This window comes from Streptococcus sp. FDAARGOS_522 (assembly GCF_003812445.1).
GTDB classification, from domain to species: Bacteria; Bacillota; Bacilli; order Lactobacillales; family Streptococcaceae; genus Streptococcus; species Streptococcus agalactiae.
Map to the genome: position 1 here is coordinate 946,857 of NZ_CP033808.1, position 21,846 is coordinate 968,702.

The 21,846-nt window shown below is 35.5% G+C and carries 22 protein-coding genes and 1 pseudogene; 10 read left to right on the forward strand and 13 right to left on the reverse strand.

The annotated features are described in order from the left end of the window. Window positions 1-290 precede the first annotated feature (290 nt). The 3 genes and pseudogenes from EGX70_RS11290 to EGX70_RS04645 all read left to right on the forward strand — a co-directional run. Window positions 291-338: pseudogene (locus EGX70_RS11290) on the forward strand (hypothetical protein); the annotation flags it as partial. 15 nt (window positions 339-353) lie between these two features. Further along, entirely contained in the window at window positions 354-2,273 is a 1,920-nt protein-coding gene (gene tet(M), locus EGX70_RS04640) for a tetracycline resistance ribosomal protection protein Tet(M) (RefSeq protein ID WP_000691736.1), read from the forward strand. Between the two features lie 118 nt (window positions 2,274-2,391). Further along, entirely contained in the window at window positions 2,392-2,559 is a 168-nt protein-coding gene (locus EGX70_RS04645) for a cysteine-rich KTR domain-containing protein (RefSeq protein WP_000336323.1), read from the forward strand. A gap of 59 nt (window positions 2,560-2,618) precedes the next feature. On the opposite strand, the gene EGX70_RS04650 is transcribed toward EGX70_RS04645, so the two are convergent. Next, window positions 2,619-2,972 carry a helix-turn-helix transcriptional regulator gene (locus EGX70_RS04650; RefSeq protein WP_001227347.1) on the reverse strand — a complete coding sequence of 118 codons (354 nt, stop codon included), beginning with the start codon at window positions 2,970-2,972 and terminating at the stop codon, window positions 2,619-2,621. 504 nt (window positions 2,973-3,476) lie between these two features. Here EGX70_RS04650 and EGX70_RS04660 point away from each other — a divergent pair. Both EGX70_RS04660 and EGX70_RS04665 read left to right on the forward strand, forming a co-directional pair. After that, window positions 3,477-3,899 (forward strand): sigma-70 family RNA polymerase sigma factor, encoded by a 423-nt coding sequence (locus EGX70_RS04660; RefSeq protein WP_000804885.1) that lies wholly within the window; start codon window positions 3,477-3,479, stop codon window positions 3,897-3,899. Then, on the forward strand, window positions 3,896-4,126 hold the full coding sequence (locus EGX70_RS04665) for a helix-turn-helix domain-containing protein (protein WP_000857133.1): 231 nt from the start codon (window positions 3,896-3,898) through the stop codon (window positions 4,124-4,126). The genes EGX70_RS04660 and EGX70_RS04665 overlap by 4 nt, the downstream gene beginning before the upstream one ends. Before the next feature lie 225 nt (window positions 4,127-4,351). Here the strand turns inward: EGX70_RS04665 and EGX70_RS11190 are convergent, their stop codons facing one another. Continuing rightward, on the reverse strand, window positions 4,352-4,603 hold the full coding sequence (locus EGX70_RS11190; protein ID WP_001845478.1) for a hypothetical protein: 252 nt from the start codon (window positions 4,601-4,603) through the stop codon (window positions 4,352-4,354). Here EGX70_RS11190 and EGX70_RS04675 point away from each other — a divergent pair. Then, entirely contained in the window at window positions 4,587-4,790 is a 204-nt protein-coding gene (locus EGX70_RS04675) for an excisionase (protein ID WP_000814511.1), read from the forward strand. The two genes, EGX70_RS11190 and EGX70_RS04675, sit on opposite strands and share 17 nt — an antisense overlap. Before the next feature lie 81 nt (window positions 4,791-4,871). Then, on the forward strand, window positions 4,872-6,089 hold the full coding sequence (locus tag EGX70_RS04680; protein WP_001291561.1) for a tyrosine-type recombinase/integrase: 1,218 nt from the start codon (window positions 4,872-4,874) through the stop codon (window positions 6,087-6,089). A gap of 191 nt (window positions 6,090-6,280) precedes the next feature. On the opposite strand, the gene EGX70_RS04685 is transcribed toward EGX70_RS04680, so the two are convergent. The 5 genes from EGX70_RS04685 to aroA all read right to left on the reverse strand — a co-directional run bounded on the left by EGX70_RS04685 (window position 6,281) and on the right by aroA (window position 11,995). Next, on the reverse strand, window positions 6,281-6,799 hold the full coding sequence (locus tag EGX70_RS04685; RefSeq protein WP_001261523.1) for a ClbS/DfsB family four-helix bundle protein: 519 nt from the start codon (window positions 6,797-6,799) through the stop codon (window positions 6,281-6,283). 521 nt (window positions 6,800-7,320) lie between these two features. Then, window positions 7,321-8,676, reverse strand: coding sequence for a 23S rRNA (uracil(1939)-C(5))-methyltransferase RlmD (rlmD, locus tag EGX70_RS04690; RefSeq protein WP_000902645.1), 1,356 nt, complete (start codon window positions 8,674-8,676; stop codon window positions 7,321-7,323). Window positions 8,677-8,776: 100 nt separating this feature from the next. Next, on the reverse strand, window positions 8,777-10,150 hold the full coding sequence (locus tag EGX70_RS04695) for an LCP family protein (RefSeq protein ID WP_000089337.1): 1,374 nt from the start codon (window positions 10,148-10,150) through the stop codon (window positions 8,777-8,779). 56 nt (window positions 10,151-10,206) lie between these two features. Further along, window positions 10,207-10,719: a shikimate kinase gene (locus EGX70_RS04700; protein ID WP_001127193.1), complete on the reverse strand. Its 513-nt coding sequence runs from the start codon at window positions 10,717-10,719 to the stop codon at window positions 10,207-10,209. Beyond that, window positions 10,712-11,995 carry a 3-phosphoshikimate 1-carboxyvinyltransferase gene (gene aroA / locus EGX70_RS04705; protein WP_000772013.1) on the reverse strand — a complete coding sequence of 428 codons (1,284 nt, stop codon included), beginning with the start codon at window positions 11,993-11,995 and terminating at the stop codon, window positions 10,712-10,714. Before aroA ends, EGX70_RS04700 begins: the two co-directional genes overlap by 8 nt. 228 nt (window positions 11,996-12,223) lie before the next feature. Here aroA and EGX70_RS04710 point away from each other — a divergent pair, with 228 nt between their 5' ends. After that, window positions 12,224-13,288 (forward strand): DNA/RNA non-specific endonuclease, encoded by a 1,065-nt coding sequence (locus tag EGX70_RS04710; protein ID WP_000823922.1) that lies wholly within the window; start codon window positions 12,224-12,226, stop codon window positions 13,286-13,288. A 26-nt stretch (window positions 13,289-13,314) separates the two neighbouring features. Here EGX70_RS04710 and EGX70_RS04715 read toward each other — a convergent pair. Both EGX70_RS04715 and eno read right to left on the reverse strand, forming a co-directional pair. Beyond that, window positions 13,315-14,117, reverse strand: a protein-coding gene (locus EGX70_RS04715; protein ID WP_123947962.1) for an IS5 family transposase whose coding sequence is annotated in 2 segments (ribosomal slippage) — window positions 13,315-13,721 and window positions 13,721-14,117 — 804 coding nt in all. Because the reading frame shifts where the segments join, the coding sequence is not laid out codon by codon here. A 136-nt stretch (window positions 14,118-14,253) separates the two neighbouring features. Further along, complete coding sequence (eno, locus tag EGX70_RS04720) at window positions 14,254-15,561, reverse strand: surface-displayed alpha-enolase (protein WP_000022830.1); 1,308 nt, start codon at window positions 15,559-15,561, stop codon at window positions 14,254-14,256. 197 nt (window positions 15,562-15,758) lie between these two features. Between eno and EGX70_RS04725 the strand changes: the two genes are divergently transcribed. Next, window positions 15,759-16,214, forward strand: a complete 456-nt coding sequence (locus EGX70_RS04725) for a YueI family protein (RefSeq protein ID WP_000137373.1) — start codon at window positions 15,759-15,761, stop codon at window positions 16,212-16,214. Window positions 16,215-16,226: 12 nt separating this feature from the next. Then, the gene (locus EGX70_RS04730; RefSeq protein ID WP_000409124.1) at window positions 16,227-16,712 is read left to right on the forward strand and encodes an NUDIX domain-containing protein; all 486 of its coding nucleotides are present in this window, start codon (window positions 16,227-16,229) and stop codon (window positions 16,710-16,712) included. A 20-nt stretch (window positions 16,713-16,732) separates the two neighbouring features. Here EGX70_RS04730 and serB read toward each other — a convergent pair whose 3' ends face one another. The 4 genes from serB to EGX70_RS04750 form a co-directional block, all read right to left on the reverse strand. Continuing rightward, window positions 16,733-17,374, reverse strand: coding sequence for a phosphoserine phosphatase SerB (serB, locus tag EGX70_RS04735; RefSeq protein ID WP_000589685.1), 642 nt, complete (start codon window positions 17,372-17,374; stop codon window positions 16,733-16,735). A gap of 93 nt (window positions 17,375-17,467) precedes the next feature. Next, on the reverse strand, window positions 17,468-19,192 hold the full coding sequence (gene ezrA / locus EGX70_RS04740) for a septation ring formation regulator EzrA (RefSeq protein ID WP_000094336.1): 1,725 nt from the start codon (window positions 19,190-19,192) through the stop codon (window positions 17,468-17,470). A 93-nt stretch (window positions 19,193-19,285) separates the two neighbouring features. Then, the gene (gene gyrB, locus EGX70_RS04745) at window positions 19,286-21,238 is read right to left on the reverse strand and encodes a DNA topoisomerase (ATP-hydrolyzing) subunit B (RefSeq protein ID WP_123947964.1); all 1,953 of its coding nucleotides are present in this window, start codon (window positions 21,236-21,238) and stop codon (window positions 19,286-19,288) included. Then, window positions 21,239-21,799 (reverse strand): HAD-IA family hydrolase, encoded by a 561-nt coding sequence (locus EGX70_RS04750; RefSeq protein ID WP_001106189.1) that lies wholly within the window; start codon window positions 21,797-21,799, stop codon window positions 21,239-21,241. It abuts the gene before it with no gap. Window positions 21,800-21,846: the final 47 nt, after the last annotated feature.

Here is a 21,846-nt window from a genome sequence, read left to right on the forward strand (position 1 = left end):
CTATTTTGTAATCACGTACTCTCTTTGATAAAAAATTGGAGATTCCTTTACAAATATGCTCTTACGTGCTATTATTTAAGTATCTATTTAAAAGGAGTTAATAAATATGCGGCAAGGTATTCTTAAATAAACTGTCAATTTGATAGTGGGAACAAATAATTGGATGTCCTTTTTTAGGAGGGCTTAGTTTTTTGTACCCAGTTTAAGAATACCTTTATCATGTGATTCTAAAGTATCCGGAGAATATCTGTATGCTTTGTATGCCTATGGTTATGCATAAAAATCCCAGTGATAAAAGTATTTATCACTGGGATTTTTATGCCCTTTTGGGTTTTTGAATGGAGGAAAATCACATGAAAATTATTAATATTGGAGTTTTAGCTCATGTTGATGCAGGAAAAACTACCTTAACAGAAAGCTTATTATATAACAGTGGAGCGATTACAGAATTAGGAAGCGTGGACAAAGGTACAACGAGGACGGATAATACGCTTTTAGAACGTCAGAGAGGAATTACAATTCAGACAGGAATAACCTCTTTTCAGTGGGAAAATACGAAGGTGAACATCATAGACACGCCAGGACATATGGATTTCTTAGCAGAAGTATATCGTTCATTATCAGTTTTAGATGGGGCAATTCTACTGATTTCTGCAAAAGATGGCGTACAAGCACAAACTCGTATATTATTTCATGCACTTAGGAAAATGGGGATTCCCACAATCTTTTTTATCAATAAGATTGACCAAAATGGAATTGATTTATCAACGGTTTATCAGGATATTAAAGAGAAACTTTCTGCCGAAATTGTAATCAAACAGAAGGTAGAACTGTATCCTAATATGTGTGTGACGAACTTTACCGAATCTGAACAATGGGATACGGTAATAGAGGGAAACGATGACCTTTTAGAGAAATATATGTCCGGTAAATCATTAGAAGCATTGGAACTCGAACAAGAGGAAAGCATAAGATTTCAGAATTGTTCTCTGTTCCCTCTTTATCATGGAAGTGCAAAAAGTAATATAGGGATTGATAACCTTATAGAAGTTATTACTAATAAATTTTATTCATCAACACATCGAGGTCCGTCTGAACTTTGCGGAAATGTTTTCAAAATTGAATATACAAAAAAAAGACAACGTCTTGCATATATACGCCTTTATAGTGGAGTACTACATTTACGAGATTCGGTTAGAGTATCAGAAAAAGAAAAAATTAAAGTTACAGAAATGTATACTTCAATAAATGGTGAATTATGTAAGATTGATAGAGCTTATTCTGGAGAAATTGTTATTTTGCAAAATGAGTTTTTGAAGTTAAATAGTGTTCTTGGAGATACAAAACTATTGCCACAGAGAAAAAAGATTGAAAATCCGCACCCTCTACTACAAACAACTGTTGAACCGAGTAAACCTGAACAGAGAGAAATGTTGCTTGATGCCCTTTTGGAAATCTCAGATAGTGATCCGCTTCTACGATATTACGTGGATTCTACGACACATGAAATTATACTTTCTTTCTTAGGGAAAGTACAAATGGAAGTGATTAGTGCACTGTTGCAAGAAAAGTATCATGTGGAGATAGAACTAAAAGAGCCTACAGTCATTTATATGGAGAGACCGTTAAAAAATGCAGAATATACCATTCACATCGAAGTGCCGCCAAATCCTTTCTGGGCTTCCATTGGTTTATCTGTATCACCGCTTCCGTTGGGAAGTGGAATGCAGTATGAGAGCTCGGTTTCTCTTGGATACTTAAATCAATCGTTTCAAAATGCAGTTATGGAGGGGATACGCTATGGCTGTGAACAAGGATTGTATGGTTGGAATGTGACGGACTGTAAAATCTGTTTTAAGTATGGCTTATACTATAGCCCTGTTAGTACCCCAGCAGATTTTCGGATGCTTGCTCCTATTGTATTGGAACAAGTCTTAAAAAAAGCTGGAACAGAATTGTTAGAGCCATATCTTAGTTTTAAAATTTATGCGCCACAGGAATATCTTTCACGAGCATACAACGATGCTCCTAAATATTGTGCGAACATCGTAGACACTCAATTGAAAAATAATGAGGTCATTCTTAGTGGAGAAATCCCTGCTCGGTGTATTCAAGAATATCGTAGTGATTTAACTTTCTTTACAAATGGACGTAGTGTTTGTTTAACAGAGTTAAAAGGGTACCATGTTACTACCGGTGAACCTGTTTGCCAGCCCCGTCGTCCAAATAGTCGGATAGATAAAGTACGATATATGTTCAATAAAATAACTTAGTGTATTTTATGTTGTTATATAAATATGGTTTCTTGTTAAATAAGATGAAATATTTTTTAATAAAGATTTGAATTAAAGTGTAAAGGAGGAGATAGTTATTATAAACTACAAGTGGATATTGTGTCCTGTATGTGGAAATAAAACACGATTAAAGATAAGGGAAGATACTGAATTAAAAAAATTCCCCCTCTATTGTCCGAAATGCAGACAAGAAAATTTAATTGAAATAAAGCAGTTCAAAGTAACTGTGATTACAGAGCCAGACGCAAAGACGCAGAGCCGATAAAATGAGATTAATACAATCTCATTTTATCGGCTCTTTCCGTTATGTATGGATTCTTTTAATTAGTCTTCGATGTTTCTTGCTTCGTTGATACCGCTGGCTAAAGATTCCATTAAGGATAGTTCTTTGTCTGTAAAGCTATCCATGTATTTCTCTATCTGTAATCGTCGGGTGCTTTTTACCAAGTTATTAGCAGGTAAGAAAAATTCATCAACGGAAACATGAAGTAACGATACAAGGTCATAAAGAACTTGTATGCTGGGGTGTTGCCCTTTATTTTCAATATTAGTTAAGTACCGTGGGTCAATTTCAATCAATGCTCCCACTTGTTCACGAGTTAAACCTCGTTTCAATCGAGCTTCTTTAATGGCTAAACCAAAGGCTCTAAAATCATATTTATCTTCTTTTTTACGCATAGTAGACCACCTCTATACATTTTATTGTTCCTACTGAATTAAAAACAGGTATAGAAAAACGTGTTATATGGTTTATAGGTTTATATTTAATAAAAAGCACTACTAAACGCCAATAAAAAAAACCGTTATATGGTAGTGCTATTTACGCTGTTAAAATATTGTATATTACTTCCAAATGGCGGTTTGTTGGAGGTCAACGTCGCCATGAAGTACATCATATACAATAAATTTCCTTACATTGGGTTCTTGTCAAAAAAAGTCGTCTATCTGCAATAGATAAGTACGTCCACCAATGTGGTTTTATAAATCATATAGATAGAATAACAGAAGCATGTAAACAGAGAAATAAATCTGTTTATATGCTTTTTTGGCTATTCAGAACTTTTTTACAAAGTTTATTTATCAGTAATGCAACAAATCCCCCTTTCACATTGGGACTAAGAGTGAAAGGAGATAAACGAGCAAGGCTCACTTCCTTTCCTAGACAGAAAGGGGGTGAGAAACATGAAACCATCTTCTTTTCAGACCACAATAGAAAATCAGTTTGACTATATCTGTAAACGTGCTATGGAAGACGAGCGAAAGAATTATATGCTTTATCTTTCAAGGATTGCAAAGCGTGAGGTGTCCTTTTCGGATGTTGGCGATTATCTTGTTAGCCAGTTTGCGACAACAGATAACTATTCAACTGACTTTCAGATTTTTACACTCAATGGGTTATCAGTAGGCGTTGAAAATGATTTGTTGAGTGAAGCATTACGTGAGTTGCCAGACAAGAAACGTGAAATTCTACTGCTGTTTTACTTTATGGACATGAGCGATTCAGAAATTGCAGACCTGTTGAAATTGAACCGTTCTACTGTCTATCGGCATAGAACCAGTGGACTAGCCTTAATTAAAAAGTTTATGGAGGAATTTGAAGAATGAAAACACAATATCCTATGATTCCCTTTCCTCTCATTGTAAAGGCAACAGATGGCGATACCGAAGCGATTAACCAGATTCTACATCATTACAGAGGGTACATAACGAAGCGTTCCCTACGACTTATGAAAGATGAATATGGCAATCAAAGTATGGTCGTTGATGAAGTCTTACGTGGAAGAATGGAAACCAGACTGATTACAAAGATTTTGTCATTTGAAATTAAGTAATATCCTCTCTCCTTTCGTGGAAGCGTGCTAAACCATTCCACGCTTCCCGAACAGGGAGGTTTGTTATTCCACCAAAGCATATTGAGCTTTCAATGTGTTTTGATAGGCTAACGAGCCATTGTTCTTTGAAAACTGAATAAAAGTAATCGAATACGTTTCGATAAGAAAAGAGCCAACGGAACTAACCGCCATGACCTATCTTATAAAGATAGCGAGCGATTCATGTTAGTGATCCGAGAAGCAATCTTTAGCAGGATTGCCTGCAACGACATTCTTATCGTGATAATGATACTCCCATACAGTCAATAGTCCGAGCGTGATAAAACCGTCGCAGGCAATGAGTATGGCTACATGAGAACCATGCAGGGGTGGAACTCCCGTGAGCTTTGCTAAAGCTGTTCGATTGCTGGTAAAACAACTTTTATGAAATCCAAATAAGTGATTTGGAAAGGAGGATTTTATGAAGCAGACTGACATTCCTATTTGGGAACGTTATACCCTAACCATTGAAGAAGCGTCAAAATATTTTCGTATTGGCGAAAACAAGCTACGACGCTTGGCAGAGGAAAATAAAAATGCAAATTGGCTGATTATGAATGGCAATCGTATTCAGATTAAACGAAAACAATTTGAAAAAATTATAGATACATTGGACGCAATCTAGCGTCGCCAAAGGGTCTTGTATATGATAAAATAGTATTAAGTCGTATCAAGGCTCTTTCCATAAAGGAAAGGAGCAAATGCCATGTCAGAAAAAAGACGTGACAATAAAGGTCGAATCTTAAAGACTGGAGAGAGCCAACGAAAAGACGGAAGATACTTATACAAATATATAGATTCATTTGGAGAACCGCAATTTGTTTACTCGTGGAAACTTGTGGCTACAGACCGAGTACCAGCAGGAAAGCGTGATTGTATCTCACTTAGAGAGAAAATCGCAGAGTTACAGAAAGACATTCATGATGGTATTGATGTTGTAGGAAAGAAAATGACACTCTGCCAGCTTTACGCAAAACAGAACGCTCAAAGACCAAAGGTTAGAAAAAACACTGAAACTGGACGCAAATATCTTATGGATATTTTGAAGAAAGACAAGTTAGGTGTAAGAAGTATTGACAGTATTAAGCCATCAGACGCTAAAGAATGGGCTATTAGAATGAGTGAAAATGGTTATGCTTATCAAACCATCAATAACTACAAACGTTCTTTAAAGGCTTCATTCTATATTGCTATACAAGATGATTGTGTTCGGAAGAATCCATTTGACTTTCAACTGAAAGCAGTTCTTGATGATGATACTGTCCCTAAGACCGTACTAACAGAAGAACAGGAAGAAAAACTGTTAGCCTTTGCAAAAGCTGATAAAACCTACAGCAAAAATTATGATGAAATTCTGATACTCTTAAAAACAGGTCTTCGTATTTCAGAGTTTGGTGGTTTGACACTTCCAGATTTAGATTTTGAGAATCGTCTTGTCAATATAGACCATCAGCTATTGAGAGATACTGAAATTGGGTACTACATTGAAACACCAAAGACCAAAAGTGGCGAACGTCAAGTTCCTATGGTTGAAGAAGCCTATCAAGCATTTAAGCGAGTGTTAGCGAATCGAAAGAATGATAAGCGTGTTGAGATTGATGGATATAGTGATTTCCTCTTTCTTAATAGAAAGAACTATCCAAAAGTGGCAAGTGATTACAACGGCATGATGAAAGGTCTTGTTAAGAAATACAATAAGTATAACGAGGATAAATTGCCACACATCACTCCACATAGTTTGCGACATACATTCTGTACCAACTATGCAAATGCAGGAATGAATCCAAAGGCATTACAGTACATTATGGGACATGCTAATATAGCCATGACGCTGAACTATTACGCACATGCAACATTCGATTCTGCAATGGCAGAAATGAAACGCTTGAATAAAGAGAAGCAACAGGAGCGTCTTGTTGCTTAGTAGTACAAATGAATTTACTACTTATTTACCACTTCTGACAGCTAAGACATGAGGAAATATGCAAAGAAACGTGAAGTATCTTCCTACAGTAAAAATACTCGAAAGCACATAGAATAAGGCTTTACGAGCATTTAAGAAAATATAAAAAGATAATTAGAAATTTATACTTTGTTTATGTAAAAAAATATAATTCATAACACTATTTTTTTCCATTTTCTGATTTTAGTTCTAAAAGTTCCAAAAGGTGCAACTGTATTTACATGAATAAACTTATATACTTCCCAAGTGGCGGTTTTAGTCGCTTCATCAGCCCATTTTCTCATATGTGGTTTAAATAATTCTTCTTCACTCAACGAATCAATCATTGCATATATAGAATTAATATTTTCATTTAATTTTGCTTTCAACTCTTGCAGAGATAAATGAGCGTAGGTATCTGTGAACCACTGATATAATTCACCAAGCTGATTCCATTTAAATTCATCCGATGGTGTTTTTACTTGAAGCCCCTTTCTTTCATCTTCTTCCCATTTAAGAACCAAACTTGTCCATCCAACCTGATATGAAAGGTTTTCTGCTGGAGTTCTATCAACTTCATCAACTCTCTTGTCTTTTAAATTTTCTGGAATATTATCAAATTCTGAAATATATTTCTCAAATGTTTTCTCTATTTCAGCTTTTAGTTCTTCTTTATTGTAGTATGTTCGCAAAAAATCATCTCCATTCTGATTTATCAGTACTCTAAATTAAACAGGTCTTATTTTCTCCTTTACCTCTTCAAAAAAATATTATATTTCTATATCTTTTACGAATAAAGCTTTTAAAAGACAGTGACTATTCTCAGCAATATTCTGATTGTAAATAAGATTATATTTATTAACATCCACGAATTCTCTTCTTTTCTATTATTATACTATCTTTCTCTAAATTTTAAAATAAGGATATTATTTTACTGATTTAAAAATACTAAATTTAAAATATATAGTATCAATATATAGAACTCAAACTTCAACGACCATCTAGGTAATAATTTAGGGGGTATGTTTATTTCCACAAACTCTTCTTCTATGGAAACAAGTCCATACCCCTAGGGTTTATGGAAATAAATACTCTCTCAATCACGCTATCACATCAAGATACTCAGCTTAAACTCTCACTCTGATACTTCCCCTACATACGACAAAAAGCCTTAAAATTAAGGCTTTTTACTATTTCCATTTATCAAAGAGTTCTAGGCTTTAACAAGCAGAGCAACACACTCGACATGATGTGTCATTGGGAATAAGTCTACTGGTTGAATTTTTACTAAATGATACCCTAATTCTTCAAATAGTTTGATATCACGCGCCATTGTCGCTGAATTACAAGAAATATAAGTGATTTTATCTGCTTTTGTTTGGGCAGCAGAATATACAAAACTCTCCGTTAATCCTTTTCGTGGTGGATCAACCATTATAACAGTTGGTTTTATACCTTCTTTAAGCCACTTTGCCATTGCATTTTCAGCCGAATCAGCAACATAGGTACTGTTAGTTATCCCATTTCGAGTAGCATTTTCTTTGGCATCACTTACTGCTTTTTCAACAACTTCAACACCATAAACATGTTTTACTTGTTTAGCAACAGATAAGCCAATTGTTCCTATACCTGAATAGGCATCAATAACGATATCCTCTGAGTTTAAATCTGAAAAATCGATTGCTTTTTGGTACAGTTTTTCAGCCATTTCAGTATTAACTTGGTAAAAAGATTGGGCTGATATAGCGTAAGTATTTCCTAACATTTGGTCCTCAATAGTATCAGAACCATATAGAGTACGAAATTCTTTCCCAAAAATAACGTTGCTATTACGATCATTAATATTTTGCATAATTGAAACAACAGAAGGAAAGGCAGATACCAACTTTTCAATCATTTGGTCAATGCGGAATATTTTAGGACGTGTTGTCACCAAAACCAACATTAATTGCCCTGTATAATGTCCTCGACGAACAACGAGATTTCTAATTAAACCAGATTGCTGCTCTTCGTCATATGGTTTAACATCAAATTTTCTTAATAAATCTCGTGTAAAATTAATCAGAGCATCAATCTCTTTTTCCTGAATTAAATAATCTTCAATGGATACCAGAGTATGTGAATTTTTTCTGAAAAAACCTGTCTCTAGCTGTCCATCAACACGACGAACTGGTACCTGAGCTTTATTTCGATATGCCAAAGGGATTGTCATACCAAGAGTAGGTTCTACTAAAACATCAGATATATGAGCAATTTTATAAAGGTTATCAGCTACTTGTTTTTGTTTAAATAACAGCTGTTGTTCATAAGTAAGATGTCCCAAATCAGCAATCCCTGTACGTAAATAGGTATAGTCTAATCCTTCATTTCGGTGAGGAGAAGTCGTTAAATATTCCTCAACTTTTCCATATCCTATACGCTTACGTAATTTCAAGATGCGCATCTTAATAATCTCACCTGGAAGAGCATTTTCAACAAAGAAAACAAAGCCATCTACTTTGGCAATACCCATTCCCTCATGGCTAATGTCGCTAATTTCAGTTTCAATAATATCATTTTTATGTAACATAATTTTCCTTTTATATCTATCATTTGAAGTCTTTAGTTTATACACTAAAGATAAAAATAGAGTGACAATAAATCACTCTATTATATCATAATTAAAAATGTTAACGCAGTCCCATTTTCTTTAGGATCTTTTTGTACTTAGCAAAATCAATTGTTAACCCTTGACCACCATACTGGTCATAATCATCTACCCAATCTCCTTCTCTTGGAATTGTCATTTGCTTAATACCATTTTTAGCATCTGATAAAATTGGAATGCCATCTGTTAGGACAAAGCTATAAGATAAATTACTTGAAGTTAAAGCATAGGCTTTACCGATAGCAGCAGAACCTGTAAAGAGACGACGTGGGTCTTTTATTTGAGAGACAATAGCTCTCATAACTTGTTGTTGACGTTGTGTTCGACCAAAGTCCCCATCATCGTCTTTTCTGAAACGAGCATAATTTAGAAGGGTCCTTCCATCCATGTACTGAATCCCAACCTTAATTTTTTGGCTAGGTACAACGCCATTTTTCATCCTTAAATCATCAGGAACTTTAACTGAATCAGCAGATTGTCCACCGACAAGTCCAAATTTAGCATTAATCTTGACACCATTAGGAAACAGTGTATCAATAGCATCTGCAAATGTCTCAAAGTCAACCATAACATAATATTTTATATCAATATCAAAATGATTTTTCAACGTTTGTCGAACATACTCTGCTCCTTTATGATTATCTTGTTCTCCCAAATTAAAAGACGCATTTAATTTCATATCATAGTAACCTTCCGTACTATAATTAGGAATATTGACTAAGAGATCTCGCATAAAACTCACCATCTTAACCTTATTATCCTTGTTACCAACATTAGCAACCATTATGGTATCTGTTCTCGCATCAGTAGATCTCTCGCTGACACGTTTATCACTACCTAAAATTAAGATATTAGTCCCATCAACAGCATCTTTTCCCTTAAAATCTTCAATAATTGCAGGGCTATAATGTGACTTCCCATTATTCACATCACGCATTCCTTTAACAAACATGAAAACCATACCTGATAAAACAATTAGTAATATAATACCTATGAACTTTAGGAAACCCTTAAATTTTTTTTTCTTTCTAGGGGGGGTTATAGCCTTTGGAGGGAAAGGCGCCATAACCTTCACCCTCTGTTTTTCTTTTCTGGCCCTTTGTTTTTTCTTCTTCGGAGCTCTCTCTTCTTGATAAATTGGTAAACCTTGTGAGGTTAGCTGAGGCTCTGAGTAAAAATCGTCATCTTGATAATAAGAATCAGAATAAGGTTCCTCATAATAAGAATTAGTTGGTGGACTTTCTGTCCTTCTCTGTGGTCGTACTGCTGTTTTTTTATAATGAAGGTACTGAAATTCCATCTTTTCACGTTCATTAAGATAATGGATGTTTTTTAAAAGATAGTTATATCGTAGCTCTTCATGATGATTTAGCTGACCGTAATTATTTCTTGACATATTTTCAGGTGATTTACTTTCAATAATAATAGTTCATACTACCAAACTGTGATAACTTAGTTAGATAAATTAACCAGTGACTCTCCAATTACAGTAGCTATTTTTTGTGGTGTAAGATAATCGGTATCAATAATCATATCAGACAAACCACTATAGAGTAACATGCGTTTTTGATAAATATCATAAAATTCTTCTTTTGAATGGTTTAAAAATAATGGTCTTCTATTCTTCTCATCTTTTTTTATACGATGATATAAGACTTCAAAACTTCCTGTTAAAAGAATATTATTATGACGATTTAAAGTTAAAAGACGACGATTTTCTTCAAGGAGTACAATACCTCCTCCACTAGCTATCACAAGTCCTTCATTTTTTTTCTTTAAAAGTTCGTTTAAAAATTGAGATTCTAAAGCACGAAAGGAGGCTTCTCCTTCTTCTGTAAAAAATCGGGAAATTGACATACCAATATGTTTTTCAATCAGACTATCCATATCAATTACTTCATTTTCTAAGCAGTTGGCAACACTAGTCTTGCCAACTCCCATGAATCCCAATAATACCTTAGGCATTAACTAATCCCTCCAAATGTTCTAAAAAGTTAGGATAGCTTGTATTAATAGCTTCTTCACCAGATAAATCTACTTCGCCTTCTTTGACCAAGAGAGCAGCAATAGCTATCATCATTCCTATTCTATGATCTCCATGACAATCAAGTGAAGCAGCGTGAAGAGGGGTATTACCACGTATAATCATACCATCTGCTGTAGCAGTAATATCAGCACCCATCTGTTTTAGCGATTCGACAACGACCTGAATCCGATCTGTCTCTTTCACCTTTAATTCCTGAGCATCTGCTATGACTGTGGTGCCTTGAGCTTGTGTTGCTAAAAGAGCAATAATAGGTAATTCATCAATCAGACGTGGAATCATAGCCCCAGAAATATGAGTAGCTTGTAGATGAGAGTAATCAACTGCAAGGGTTGCTGATTTTACTTGATTATCAACCGAAGATAACTTAATTTTTCCACCCATTTTACTGACGACATCAAGGATTCCAGTTCGTGTCTCGTTTATACCTACGTTTTCTAAAATAATATGACTGTTAGGAATAATAAGACCCGCTACTATCCAAAAGGCAGCACTCGAAATATCACCAGGAACTCTTATATCTTGTCCTACTAAGCTCTGACCGCCATTGAGTCGAATTTCTTTATCTTTAATATCCAAATGTCCACCAAATTGCCGAATCATGTCCTCAGTATGATTCCTTGTTTGCTCTTTTTCTACAATGAGAGATTCTCCCTTAGTTTGTAAAGCCGCAAAAATTAAAGCTGATTTTACTTGTGCAGAAGCTACGGGTAAATGGTAAAAAATAGGTTTTAATTTTTTTGTACCTTGAAGTTTTAATGGTGGTAAATCACGGTTAGTTACTCCCGAAATTCTAGCTCCCATTTTGCTTAAAGGCAATGCTATACGATCCATAGGTCTCTTTGACAAACTATTGTCTCCAACCATCGTCACTTCAAACTCTTGACCAGCTAACACACCTGCTATCAGACGCATTGAAGTACCAGAGTTTCCCATGTCTAAGAGATTATTCGGTTGTGTTAAACCTGCAAATCCTTTGCCATAGATAGTGATTATCTCGCCATCGTCTTCAATTAGAACCCCCATTTGTTTAAAAGCCTCTATAGTTGATAAAACATCCTCGCCTCTTAAGACATCAACAATTCGGGTAACTCCCTGAGATATACTCCCAAAAATAATAGCCCTGTGACTTATTGATTTATCGCCAGGAACACGGATGGTTCCCTTGAGAGTATTTGCATTAGTCAGTAATTTCATGATAACTCCCAAAATCTATTTTGCTATTATTGTATCATAATATATGCTATATTTTGAATTTTTTATTTATACTATAGCTCCTCTATATAGCTGTAACATCTTTTATAAATTAACTTCACATGTCATACATCATTATGTTATAATATTGTTACAAAAATCACATTTTAATTTTCAGAATGCATTTAAAAATAAACAGCTACTATTTTATGTTATTTTAGAGGTTAACAGATGAAAAGAAAACAGTTTATAAAATTAGGAATTGCAACCTTACTAACGGTTATTTCGCTTTACACACCAATAAACCTAGCTACAAATCATACCACAGAAAATATTGTTACTGCTCAAGAGTATAAAACAAAAGAGAATGGTACTTTACCTTTTAAACACAAACGACAATTGGTTTTAGGAGAGTTGGATGACAAAGGTCGTGCCACATTCGCACATATTCAGCTAAAAGTTAAAGATGAACCCAAGAAAAAGAGAGTAAAACGTTTAAAAACAACCCCTGTTGGATGGCACAATTTTAAATTCTATTATAATGATGGTACTCAAAAAGCTTGGCTAATGAGCCGAGGCCGTCTTATTTGCCACCAATTTAGTGGACTAAACAATGAAAGAAAGAATTTAGTTCTAATGACGAATTGGCTAAATACTGGAAACTACAATAGCACGAATTCATCTAACCCTGAGAGCATGCTATTCTATGAAAAACAACTAAAGACTTGGCTTTCGACTCATAAAAACTACTACTTAGATTATAAAGTAACACCAATTTATCAAAATAATGAACTAATTCCAAGAAAAATTGAATTAAAATATGTTGGTATTGATAAGACTGGGAAATTATTACCTATTTTTATCGGAAACAAATCCACTCAAGATCAATTCGGCATCAGCACTGTTACCTTAGAGAATACCTCACCAAATGCTACCATTGACTACCTCAGCGGAAAGGCTCAAAATACTGTCTTATCAGCTAAAGAACAAAGAAAACTTATCGCTAAGCACGAAGAAGAAAAACGACTTGCAGAAAAGAAAGCTGAAGAGGAAAAAGCTGCTGCTGAAACTCAGAAAAAACTGGAAGAAGAACAAGCAAGGCTTGCTGCTGAAGCTCAAAGGAAGCAAGAAGAGGAGCAAGCAAGGCTCGCAGCTGAAACTCAGAAAAAACAAGAAACTCTAGTACAAGAACAAACTAGTCAAGGCTACAAACGTGACTATAGAGGGAGGTGGCATCGTCCAAATGGACAATACGCTTCAAAAGCAGAAATCGCTGCTGCTGGATTGCAATGGTAGAACTGTTTATTAGACTTCCTGCGAAACTAAAATCCTAGTTCACGGTTGATCATTCCAGCAATCAAATTCATTCGTAATCCAAACCGTTTGCGTCGATTTCGATAGGTTGTTGAAAATATTTTAAACGTTTTTACTTTGGCAAAAATATTCTCAACCTTGATTCTCTCTTTGGATAGCGTATGGTTATAGGTTTTATCTTCAAGAGTTAGTGGCTTAAGTTTGCTTGATTTCCTCGGAGTTTGCGCTTGTGAATACATCTTCATGATCCCTTGATAACCACTGTCTGCCAAGATTTTAGCAGCTTGTCCGATGTTTCTGCGACTCATTTTGAACAACTTCATATCGTGGCAATAGTTCACTGCAATATCCAAAGAAACAATTCTCCCTTGGCTTGTGACAATCGCCTGAGCCTTCATAGCATGACATTTCTTTTACCAGAATAATTCGCTAGTTGATTTTTTAGGACGATTGATTTTACCTCTGTTGCATCCACAATCACCGTATCCTCAGCACTAAGATGAGTTTTTGAAATCGTAAAACCACTTTGAATAAGAGTTGATTCAACCCATTGACTTCGACGGATTAAGTTGCTTTCGTGAATGCCAAAATCAGCCGCAATTTGTTCATAAGTGCGGTATTCTCGCATGTATTGAAGAGTAGCCATGAGGAGATCTTCTAAGCTTAACTTAGGGGTTCGGCCACCTTTTGCGTGTTTACGTTGATAAGCTGTTTTTAACACAGCTAACATCTCTTCAAAAGTAGTGCGCTGAACACCAACAAGGCGCTTAAATCGTACATCAGTTAATTGTTTGCTTGCTTCATAATTCATAGAACTATTGTACCATATTTTGTTTCGCAGGAAGTCTATTATCAAATCAATTCTATTATTATAATGTGTACATAAAAACCATCTTGCATATGCAAGATGGTTTTTATTATATTTTCAACTGTTTAATAATCTGAGACTATTTTTTTAAGTTGTAGAATGATTTGATACCTTTGTATTGAGCAACTTCACCAAGTTGGTCTTCGATACGAAGTAATTGGTTGTATTTAGCAATACGGTCAGTACGTGATAATGAACCTGTTTTAATTTGACCAGCGTTAGTTGCAACTGCGATATCAGCGATTGTTGAATCTTCAGTTTCACCTGAACGGTGTGATACAACCGCAGTGTAACCTGCTTCTTTAGCCATTTCAATGGCTTCGAAAGTTTCTGTCAAAGTACCGATTTGGTTAACTTTGATAAGGATTGAGTTAGCAGCTTCTTCTTTGATACCACGTGCTAAGTAATCAGTATTTGTAACGAAGAAATCGTCACCAACTAATTGTACACGTCCACCAAGGCGTTCTGTAAGAGCTTTCCAACCATCCCAGTCGTTTTCATCCATACCATCTTCAATAGTGATGATTGGGTATTTGTTAACCAATTCTTCAAGGTAATCGATTTGTTCTGCAGCAGTACGAACTGCTCCACCTTCACCTTCGAATTTACCGTAGTCGTATACTTTACGTTCTGCATCGTAGAACTCTGATGAAGCACAGTCAAAACCAATCATGATTCCATTTTCGCCAGCTTCGTAACCAGCTGCTTCAATAGCTTTAAGAATAGTTTCTACACCATCTTCAGTACCTTCAAATTTAGGTGCAAATCCACCTTCATCACCAACAGCTGTTTCAAGACCACGTTCTTTAAGGATTTTCTTAAGAGCATGGAATACTTCAGCACCCCAACGAAGTGCTTCTTTGAAAGTTGGTGCACCAACTGGCATAATCATGAATTCTTGGAATGCGATTGGAGCGTCTGAGTGAGAACCACCGTTGATGATGTTCATCATTGGAGTTGGAAGAACTTTAGTGTTGAATCCACCAAGGTAGCTGTAAAGTGGTACTTCAAGGTAATCAGCTGCAGCACGTGCTACGGCAATAGAAACACCAAGAATAGCATTTGCACCTAATTTACCTTTATTAGGAGTTCCGTCAAGAGCGATCATAGCACGGTCGATAGCTTGTTGGTCGCGTACATCATAACCAATGATTGCTTCTGCAATAACGTTGTTTACGTTGTCAACAGCTTTTTGTGTTCCAAGACCACCGTAACGAGACTTGTCGCCGTCACGAAGTTCAACTGCTTCGTGTTCACCAGTAGAAGCTCCTGAAGGAACCATACCACGTCCGAAAGCACCTGATTCTGTATAAACTTCTACTTCAAGTGTTGGGTTACCGCGTGAGTCAAGGACTTCGCGTGCGTAAACATCAGTAATAATTGACATTACAATACTCTCCTTATGAGTTTTAATTTTTTACATATTCATAATATCATAATCTTTAGTTAATAACAAGGAAAAACCCAGTGAAACCGCTTTATTACGTGATTTTTGATAAAAAAATCACTAATTCTTTTCAAGTTTACCTGTGCTAATGCAACCCTTTTAGGTTATAATAAAATTAGCAAATTCAAGGAGAAATTATGACTGAACTTGACAATAAAATCCTACAAAAAGCAAGTGGTGAAAATCGTCTTGATCCTGATCAACAACGTTACTACCTTGGTACTTATAAAGAAAGAGTTGTGCTCCACTTAAGTTTAAAAGAGGCACAAGAAGAAAAGTTTCAACTTGCTATAACATCTGCTCTTAATAATCTGATACTTGAATATCCTAATCTTAGTTTAAAATTATCACCAAATCTCCCTACTGATGTTCAAATGTTCTACATGAAGTTAGCTAACCGTCTATCACTAGCTGCTACGATTGTTAATGAAGCAAATGCCAATTCTCCATTTGGTATTATTATACATAGTGATAAGGCTGAAAACGTTGAATGGAACGATTTTGAGACACAATTCCCTGATTTATTCAATTCACCAAAAAAAGAGGAGTCTCCTAAAAAAAGTCTATGGCAACATTTCTTTAGTCAAAAATAACAAGGAGGTCTAATGGAAATTTGGGATGCTTATGACCAATATGGGTTCATTACAGGTCTTACACTTAATAGGGATCAAAATATCCCACAAGGCTTATTCCACTTAGTTGTTGATGTTATCCTTTTTCATGAGGATGGTGACGTATTGATGATGAAACGGCACCCTAAAAAGAAAGCTTTTCCTGCTTATTTCGAAGCCACCGCTGGCGGATCTGCCCTTAAAGGAGAAAATGCTAAGCAAGCTATTCTAAGGGAACTCAAAGAAGAAACTGGTATCGTTCCTCAATGTCTAACCTTTCTTAATAGAGAGTGGTTCTCTGAGCGTTCTTACTTTGTAGACCATTTTATCGCAAAATATAATGGTGCAAAAGATATAATTACATTGCAAGAAGGAGAGACCGTTGACTATATCTGGTTAAAACCAGAATATATTGATTTATTTTTATCTAAAAACAAATTAATACCCTCTCAAATAAAACTCTTAAAATCCTTAATCTAAAAACTAGGCTTAATAAAGGCCTAGTTTTCATTTGCATCAATAATATCAAATACCTTAAGCAAATTTTTTTCATTAATCTGATACGCAGCTTCTTCTCTGACAATTGGTTTTGCACAAAAAGCAATTCCTACCCCAGCGGATTTGATCATTGGTAAATCATTGGCACCATCTCCCATTGCGATGGTTTGTGAAAGGTCTAAGTGATTTTCAGAAGCCCACTCTTTTAACTTTATTTTTTTCACTTCTTTAGTGACAATCTCTCCCTCAACTTCGCCAGTGAGAAAACCACCTTTGACACCAAGACGATTCGCTTTGACATAATCAACTTGTAATTGCTTAGCTAAGATATCAATCGTCTCGTGAAAACCTCCTGATACAAGACCAACTTTCATCTGACGCTTGTGACACTCTTTAATCAATTCATAAGCCCCTGGAGTAAAATGTATTGAGGATAATATATCTGTCAAAATAGTAACAGGCAAACCTTTAAGTAGCGCTACTCTTTTCTTCAAAGCTTCTTCAAAATCTAACTCGCCACGCATTGCAGCGTCAGTCAGTGCAGCAACCTGTTTCCCCACCCCTGCTTCAATAGCTAATAAATCAATAGCTTCTTCCATTATTAAGGTTGAATCAACGTCCATGACTAACAAACCTTTAATCATTTAAAACCTCCAAAACTTTTTTACTATTGTACCTTAAAATTAGCACCTTTCATAGATAGCAATTAAAAAAAGAAGAGTACTAACTCTTCTTTTTTAGAAACGAATACGTTCTTGTGTCTTTTCATAAGACGTCACAAAACGGTCAGTTACACCTGGTTCCACAGTCTCAAGTGCGTATGAAATTTCATCGAAAGATGCTTTATAGTTATGTTCAACTTCAAATAAGTACAAAGCTTGTTCAAAGCTCTTTTGCACATTTTGTTCAAAACTACGATAACGGTTTGAATACTGTAGTAACTGCTCTGTGAGAGTCGCATCTTGAACAACTAGATATGTAGCTTGCTCTAAATTAGCGATAGCATTTGTAGTCACATCATTTAAACGTGAAACAGCCTCAATATCAATACGACCGCGACTGAGTTCATTAATAAGTGCCTCAATTTGAGAACTTGTTGTAAAGAAAGTGCTTAAGAAGTCTTGCGGGATTCCTGGAAGATTGCGTTTTTCCATGAAACGTTTAATCATATGGAGCTTGTTAACATACTTATCCATATTTTGGCGTGCTCGTGTCTCAACGCTTTCAATAGTTTTAACGGCTTCAAAAACTTCCATTTGATTTTCTTCAACAGTAGTCAATGTTTTCAACGTACGCTCAAATAAAATTTGTAGATGAGTATAAGGTGAAGCTTCTTGACCAAAATTTTCTACAGAAGGTAAAACCTTTGTTTCAATTTCTTCCAAATCATTTGTGAAGGAACGTAAACTTAAGCTTTCATTTTCATTTAAGATATATTTAGCAGATAATCGTTTGATTTCATGCCCCAGTTGTTCATTGTTAGATTTTGCATGAGCAAGGAATTGAGGAATAATTTTACTATCCTTATGAGCTACTTTATAAGCAGCAATCTCACGTTCAAAAATATCATAAAGTTTATCAATTTTTTCTTGAATATGTTCATTTTCATCGCGAGCACGATCTAGATCCAAACTAACTAAACCATCTGAATTCGAACGAATAGCCTCACGAACTTCTTGAAAACGTTGTTCAATATCCTTTTCAGGGAAATGGTAGTTTTCCTCTAAAAGACGACGATATCCTGTCTCCAAATCATCTAACTGATCTGGAAAATCGTCTTCTAATTTAGCAACAATAGCTGGAATTTGTTCTGTAATTTGCCCTAAAGCAATCGTATGCTCCTCTGCTTTATTCAAAACTTCAGAAGCTTCAATCGGGTCACCAGTTGAGTTTAAGGTCACAAAATGTGAAAATTCAGCCTCGATATTTTTCAACTGCTTTTCAATTTCTGGCATGGTTGTCCCGTAATTATCTTCTTTTTCAGAAATTGATTTTTGAAGTGTTTCGTATAGGTCCAAAGCATGTGTTACACGGGCACTATTTTTCTCTTCTTGCTCTTTTAAAACTTCTAAAGCTTCACGAATCGAAACAATATCTTCTTCTATAATAGTTAGCTGACTATCAACATTATCAATCTCGTGCTTAGCACGCACAAAATTAAATGAATCATTAAGATTTTCAGCTTCAACTAAATGAAAATCAATATCTTTAAATGAATTAGTTGATAAATCAGTCCATTTTTGGTTCCATTCTCTAAAAGTTGATTGACTTTGGCCAATCAAATGAAGCAATTTGACTTGCTCAATCTCCTCTTGCACAGGAAGGTCAACTAACTCTTGTTTTCTAGTTTCTAAGTTTGCAATTAATGTATCATTACGTTTTCTTATTACGACGCCGACTATGTAGGCAATAATCACAAGCAGGACTATAGCCACAAGCAGCAATATGATTCCGCTCGACATTCAACTCTCCTTATAATGGTCTAATTTTCTAAAAATCTACTATAACGTTAAGATTATAGCATACTTGAACTGTTTTTCAAAGCTATCTTTGGACTAGATATCTAAGTTACTATAAACAGCATTAGCTTCAATGAATTCACGTCGTGGTTCTACTCGATCTCCCATTAGCATATCGAAAATCTTATCTGCTTCTGCTGCATCATCAACTGAGACACGTGCCATCAAGCGGTTTTCAGGATCCATTGTTGTTTCCCAAAGTTGATGGTCATCCATCTCACCTAGACCTTTGTAACGTTGTACAGTAGGTTTTGAACGTCCTGAACTATAGGTATCTAGAGCTTGACGTAATTCCTCTTCTTGATTGACCCCTGGCTGAATATAAGCTTTAATCTCACTTCCTACTTTGACACCATAGATTGGTGGTTGAGCGATATAAACATATCCTGCTTCCAAAACAGGTCGCATAAAACGATAAATCAGAGTTAAAAGTAAAGTTCTGATGTGAGCTCCATCAACATCGGCATCAGTCATAATGACTAATTTTTGATATCTGACTTTTGATACATCAAAATCTGCACCAAATCCAGTTCCCATAGCTGTGAAGAGACTTCGGATTTCTTCGTTTGCTAAAATTTTATCCATTGTAGCTTTTTCAACGTTTAGAATCTTACCCCTAATCGGTAAAATTGCTTGAAACTCACGATTACGTCCTGATTTTGCAGACCCTCCCGCAGAATCTCCCTCCACTATAAAAAGTTCATTCATCTCAGCATTATTAGATGAGCAATCAGCCAGTTTCCCAGGTAAGTTTGAAATCTCTAAGCCTGACTTTTTACGTGTTACTTCACGCGCCCGTTTTGCTGCAATACGGGCTTTAGATGCCAAAATTCCTTTTTCAACAATCTTCTTAGCTACTTGTGGATTTTCTAATAGGAATCGATTGAAAGCTTCGCTAAAGAGACGATTTGTAATTTTAACAACTTCAGAATTTCCAAGTTTTGTTTTAGTTTGTCCTTCAAATTGTGGATTTGGATGTTTAACAGATATAACTGCTGTTAAACCTTCACGAACATCTTCTCCAGTTAAATTATCTTCATTTTCTTTGAGAATCTTATTCTTTTTAGCGTAATCATTAATCACACGTGTCAAGGCAGTACGAAATCCTTGTTCGTGCGTTCCTCCTTCATGAGTGTGGATGTTATTTGCAAAACTCATAACAGTCTCTTGATATCCAGTAGTATACTGCATTGCTACTTCAACTGAAATACCATCTAATTCACCGTCAGTATAAATAGGATTTTCCAAAATCACTTCTTTGTTCTCATTGATAAACTCAACGTATGAACCTATACCACCTTCATAGTGATATTCTTTTTCAACTTCTTGACCTTCTCGCTTGTCTGAAATGGAGATTCTTAGTCCACGATTTAAAAAAGCTAATTCCTGAATACGTTTGGCTAATTTATCAAAATCAAATACAGTGGTTTCAGTGAAAATTTCTGGGTCAGGCGTAAAGTGAACTGTTGTTCCTGATAAGTCAGTATCACCGATAATTTCAAGATCATTAACAACAACACCGCGTTGGTATTCTTGATAATGAACCTTGCCATTTTTATAAACCTTGACATCTAATTGTGTTGACAATGCATTAACAACAGATGACCCTACACCATGTAAGCCACCAGAAACCTTGTATCCGCCACCACCAAATTTACCACCGGCATGGAGAACTGTAAAAACTGTCTCTACAGCTGGTCTTCCAGTTTTTTCTTGGATATCTACCGGAATACCGCGACCATCATCAACAACTGTAATAGAGTTATCTGGTTCAATGTAAACTTTAATATGTCCTGCAAATCCAGCTAAGGCTTCATCAATTGAGTTATCAACAATTTCCCATACAAGGTGATGAAGCCCTTCTTTCGAAGTCGAACCGATATACATGCCTGGACGCATGCGAACAGCTTCTAAACCTTCTAATACTTGAATCTGACTTGCGTCATATTCTTGAGCACGTTGTTCCATATTCTTTGTTTCTTCTGTCATTTACTCTATTATCTCCATCAATGATTTTGACCCATCGACTAATAAGGTATCAAAACCAGCCGATTCTCCTGCTTGCTTATCTATATCACGATCGCCTATTACTAAACAATTATCAATTTGGTATTTTTCTTTCAAATAAAGCATACTCTCGGGACTAGGTTTCCTTGAAAAGCCGTTATCAGCAGTCACTACTTCTGTAAAATAGTCAATAATTTCTGTTTTTTCCAGAATAACTATAACTTGATTATCACGATGAGACACCAAAAAATTACGACTACCTTGTCTTTGAATTTTCGCTAAAAGTTCTTTTGCCCCTTGGAATAGAATTGGTGTTTCCAAAACCTTAGCTTCATTAGCCTTATACTCTTTTAAAAAATCAGCTTCTTCAGGGATAAAATATGCAATTGCATCTGCTGTTGACTCTTTTAATTTTTGATACACACTATCGTGGTCTGCTTGATATCCAAATTCTTTCAAAGTCTCTACAAAAGCACGTGTGGAACTTTCGTAATTATCAAGTAGTGTACCACCCAAATCCCAAATATAATCATGATAATTCATACCCTTTATTATATCATATTATTACGATTTTTTATAGCTACCACCTT

Coding starts and splice junctions, on each gene's coding strand:
- EGX70_RS04675 (WP_000814511.1), top strand. CDS start 4,587: ATGAAGCAGACTGACATTCCTATTTGGGAACGTTATACCCTAACCATT.
- EGX70_RS04700 (WP_001127193.1), bottom strand. CDS start 10,719: ATGCCTAAGGTATTATTGGGATTCATGGGAGTTGGCAAGACTAGTGTT.
- EGX70_RS04660 (WP_000804885.1), top strand. CDS start 3,477: ATGAAACCATCTTCTTTTCAGACCACAATAGAAAATCAGTTTGACTAT.
- gyrB (WP_123947964.1), bottom strand. CDS start 21,238: ATGACAGAAGAAACAAAGAATATGGAACAACGTGCTCAAGAATATGAC.
- EGX70_RS04695 (WP_000089337.1), bottom strand. CDS start 10,150: ATGTCAAGAAATAATTACGGTCAGCTAAATCATCATGAAGAGCTACGA.
- EGX70_RS04750 (WP_001106189.1), bottom strand. CDS start 21,799: ATGAATTATCATGATTATATTTGGGATTTGGGTGGTACACTACTTGAT.
- serB (WP_000589685.1), bottom strand. CDS start 17,374: ATGATTAAAGGTTTGTTAGTCATGGACGTTGATTCAACCTTAATAATG.
- EGX70_RS04650 (WP_001227347.1), bottom strand. CDS start 2,972: ATGCGTAAAAAAGAAGATAAATATGATTTTAGAGCCTTTGGTTTAGCC.
- EGX70_RS04730 (WP_000409124.1), top strand. CDS start 16,227: ATGGAAATTTGGGATGCTTATGACCAATATGGGTTCATTACAGGTCTT.
- aroA (WP_000772013.1), bottom strand. CDS start 11,995: ATGAAATTACTGACTAATGCAAATACTCTCAAGGGAACCATCCGTGTT.
- EGX70_RS04710 (WP_000823922.1), top strand. CDS start 12,224: ATGAAAAGAAAACAGTTTATAAAATTAGGAATTGCAACCTTACTAACG.
- rlmD (WP_000902645.1), bottom strand. CDS start 8,676: ATGTTACATAAAAATGATATTATTGAAACTGAAATTAGCGACATTAGC.
- ezrA (WP_000094336.1), bottom strand. CDS start 19,192: ATGTCGAGCGGAATCATATTGCTGCTTGTGGCTATAGTCCTGCTTGTG.
- EGX70_RS04680 (WP_001291561.1), top strand. CDS start 4,872: ATGTCAGAAAAAAGACGTGACAATAAAGGTCGAATCTTAAAGACTGGA.
- eno (WP_000022830.1), bottom strand. CDS start 15,561: ATGTCAATTATTACTGATGTTTACGCACGCGAAGTCCTTGACTCACGC.
- EGX70_RS11190 (WP_001845478.1), bottom strand. CDS start 4,603: ATGTCAGTCTGCTTCATAAAATCCTCCTTTCCAAATCACTTATTTGGA.
- EGX70_RS04725 (WP_000137373.1), top strand. CDS start 15,759: ATGACTGAACTTGACAATAAAATCCTACAAAAAGCAAGTGGTGAAAAT.
- EGX70_RS04665 (WP_000857133.1), top strand. CDS start 3,896: ATGAAAACACAATATCCTATGATTCCCTTTCCTCTCATTGTAAAGGCA.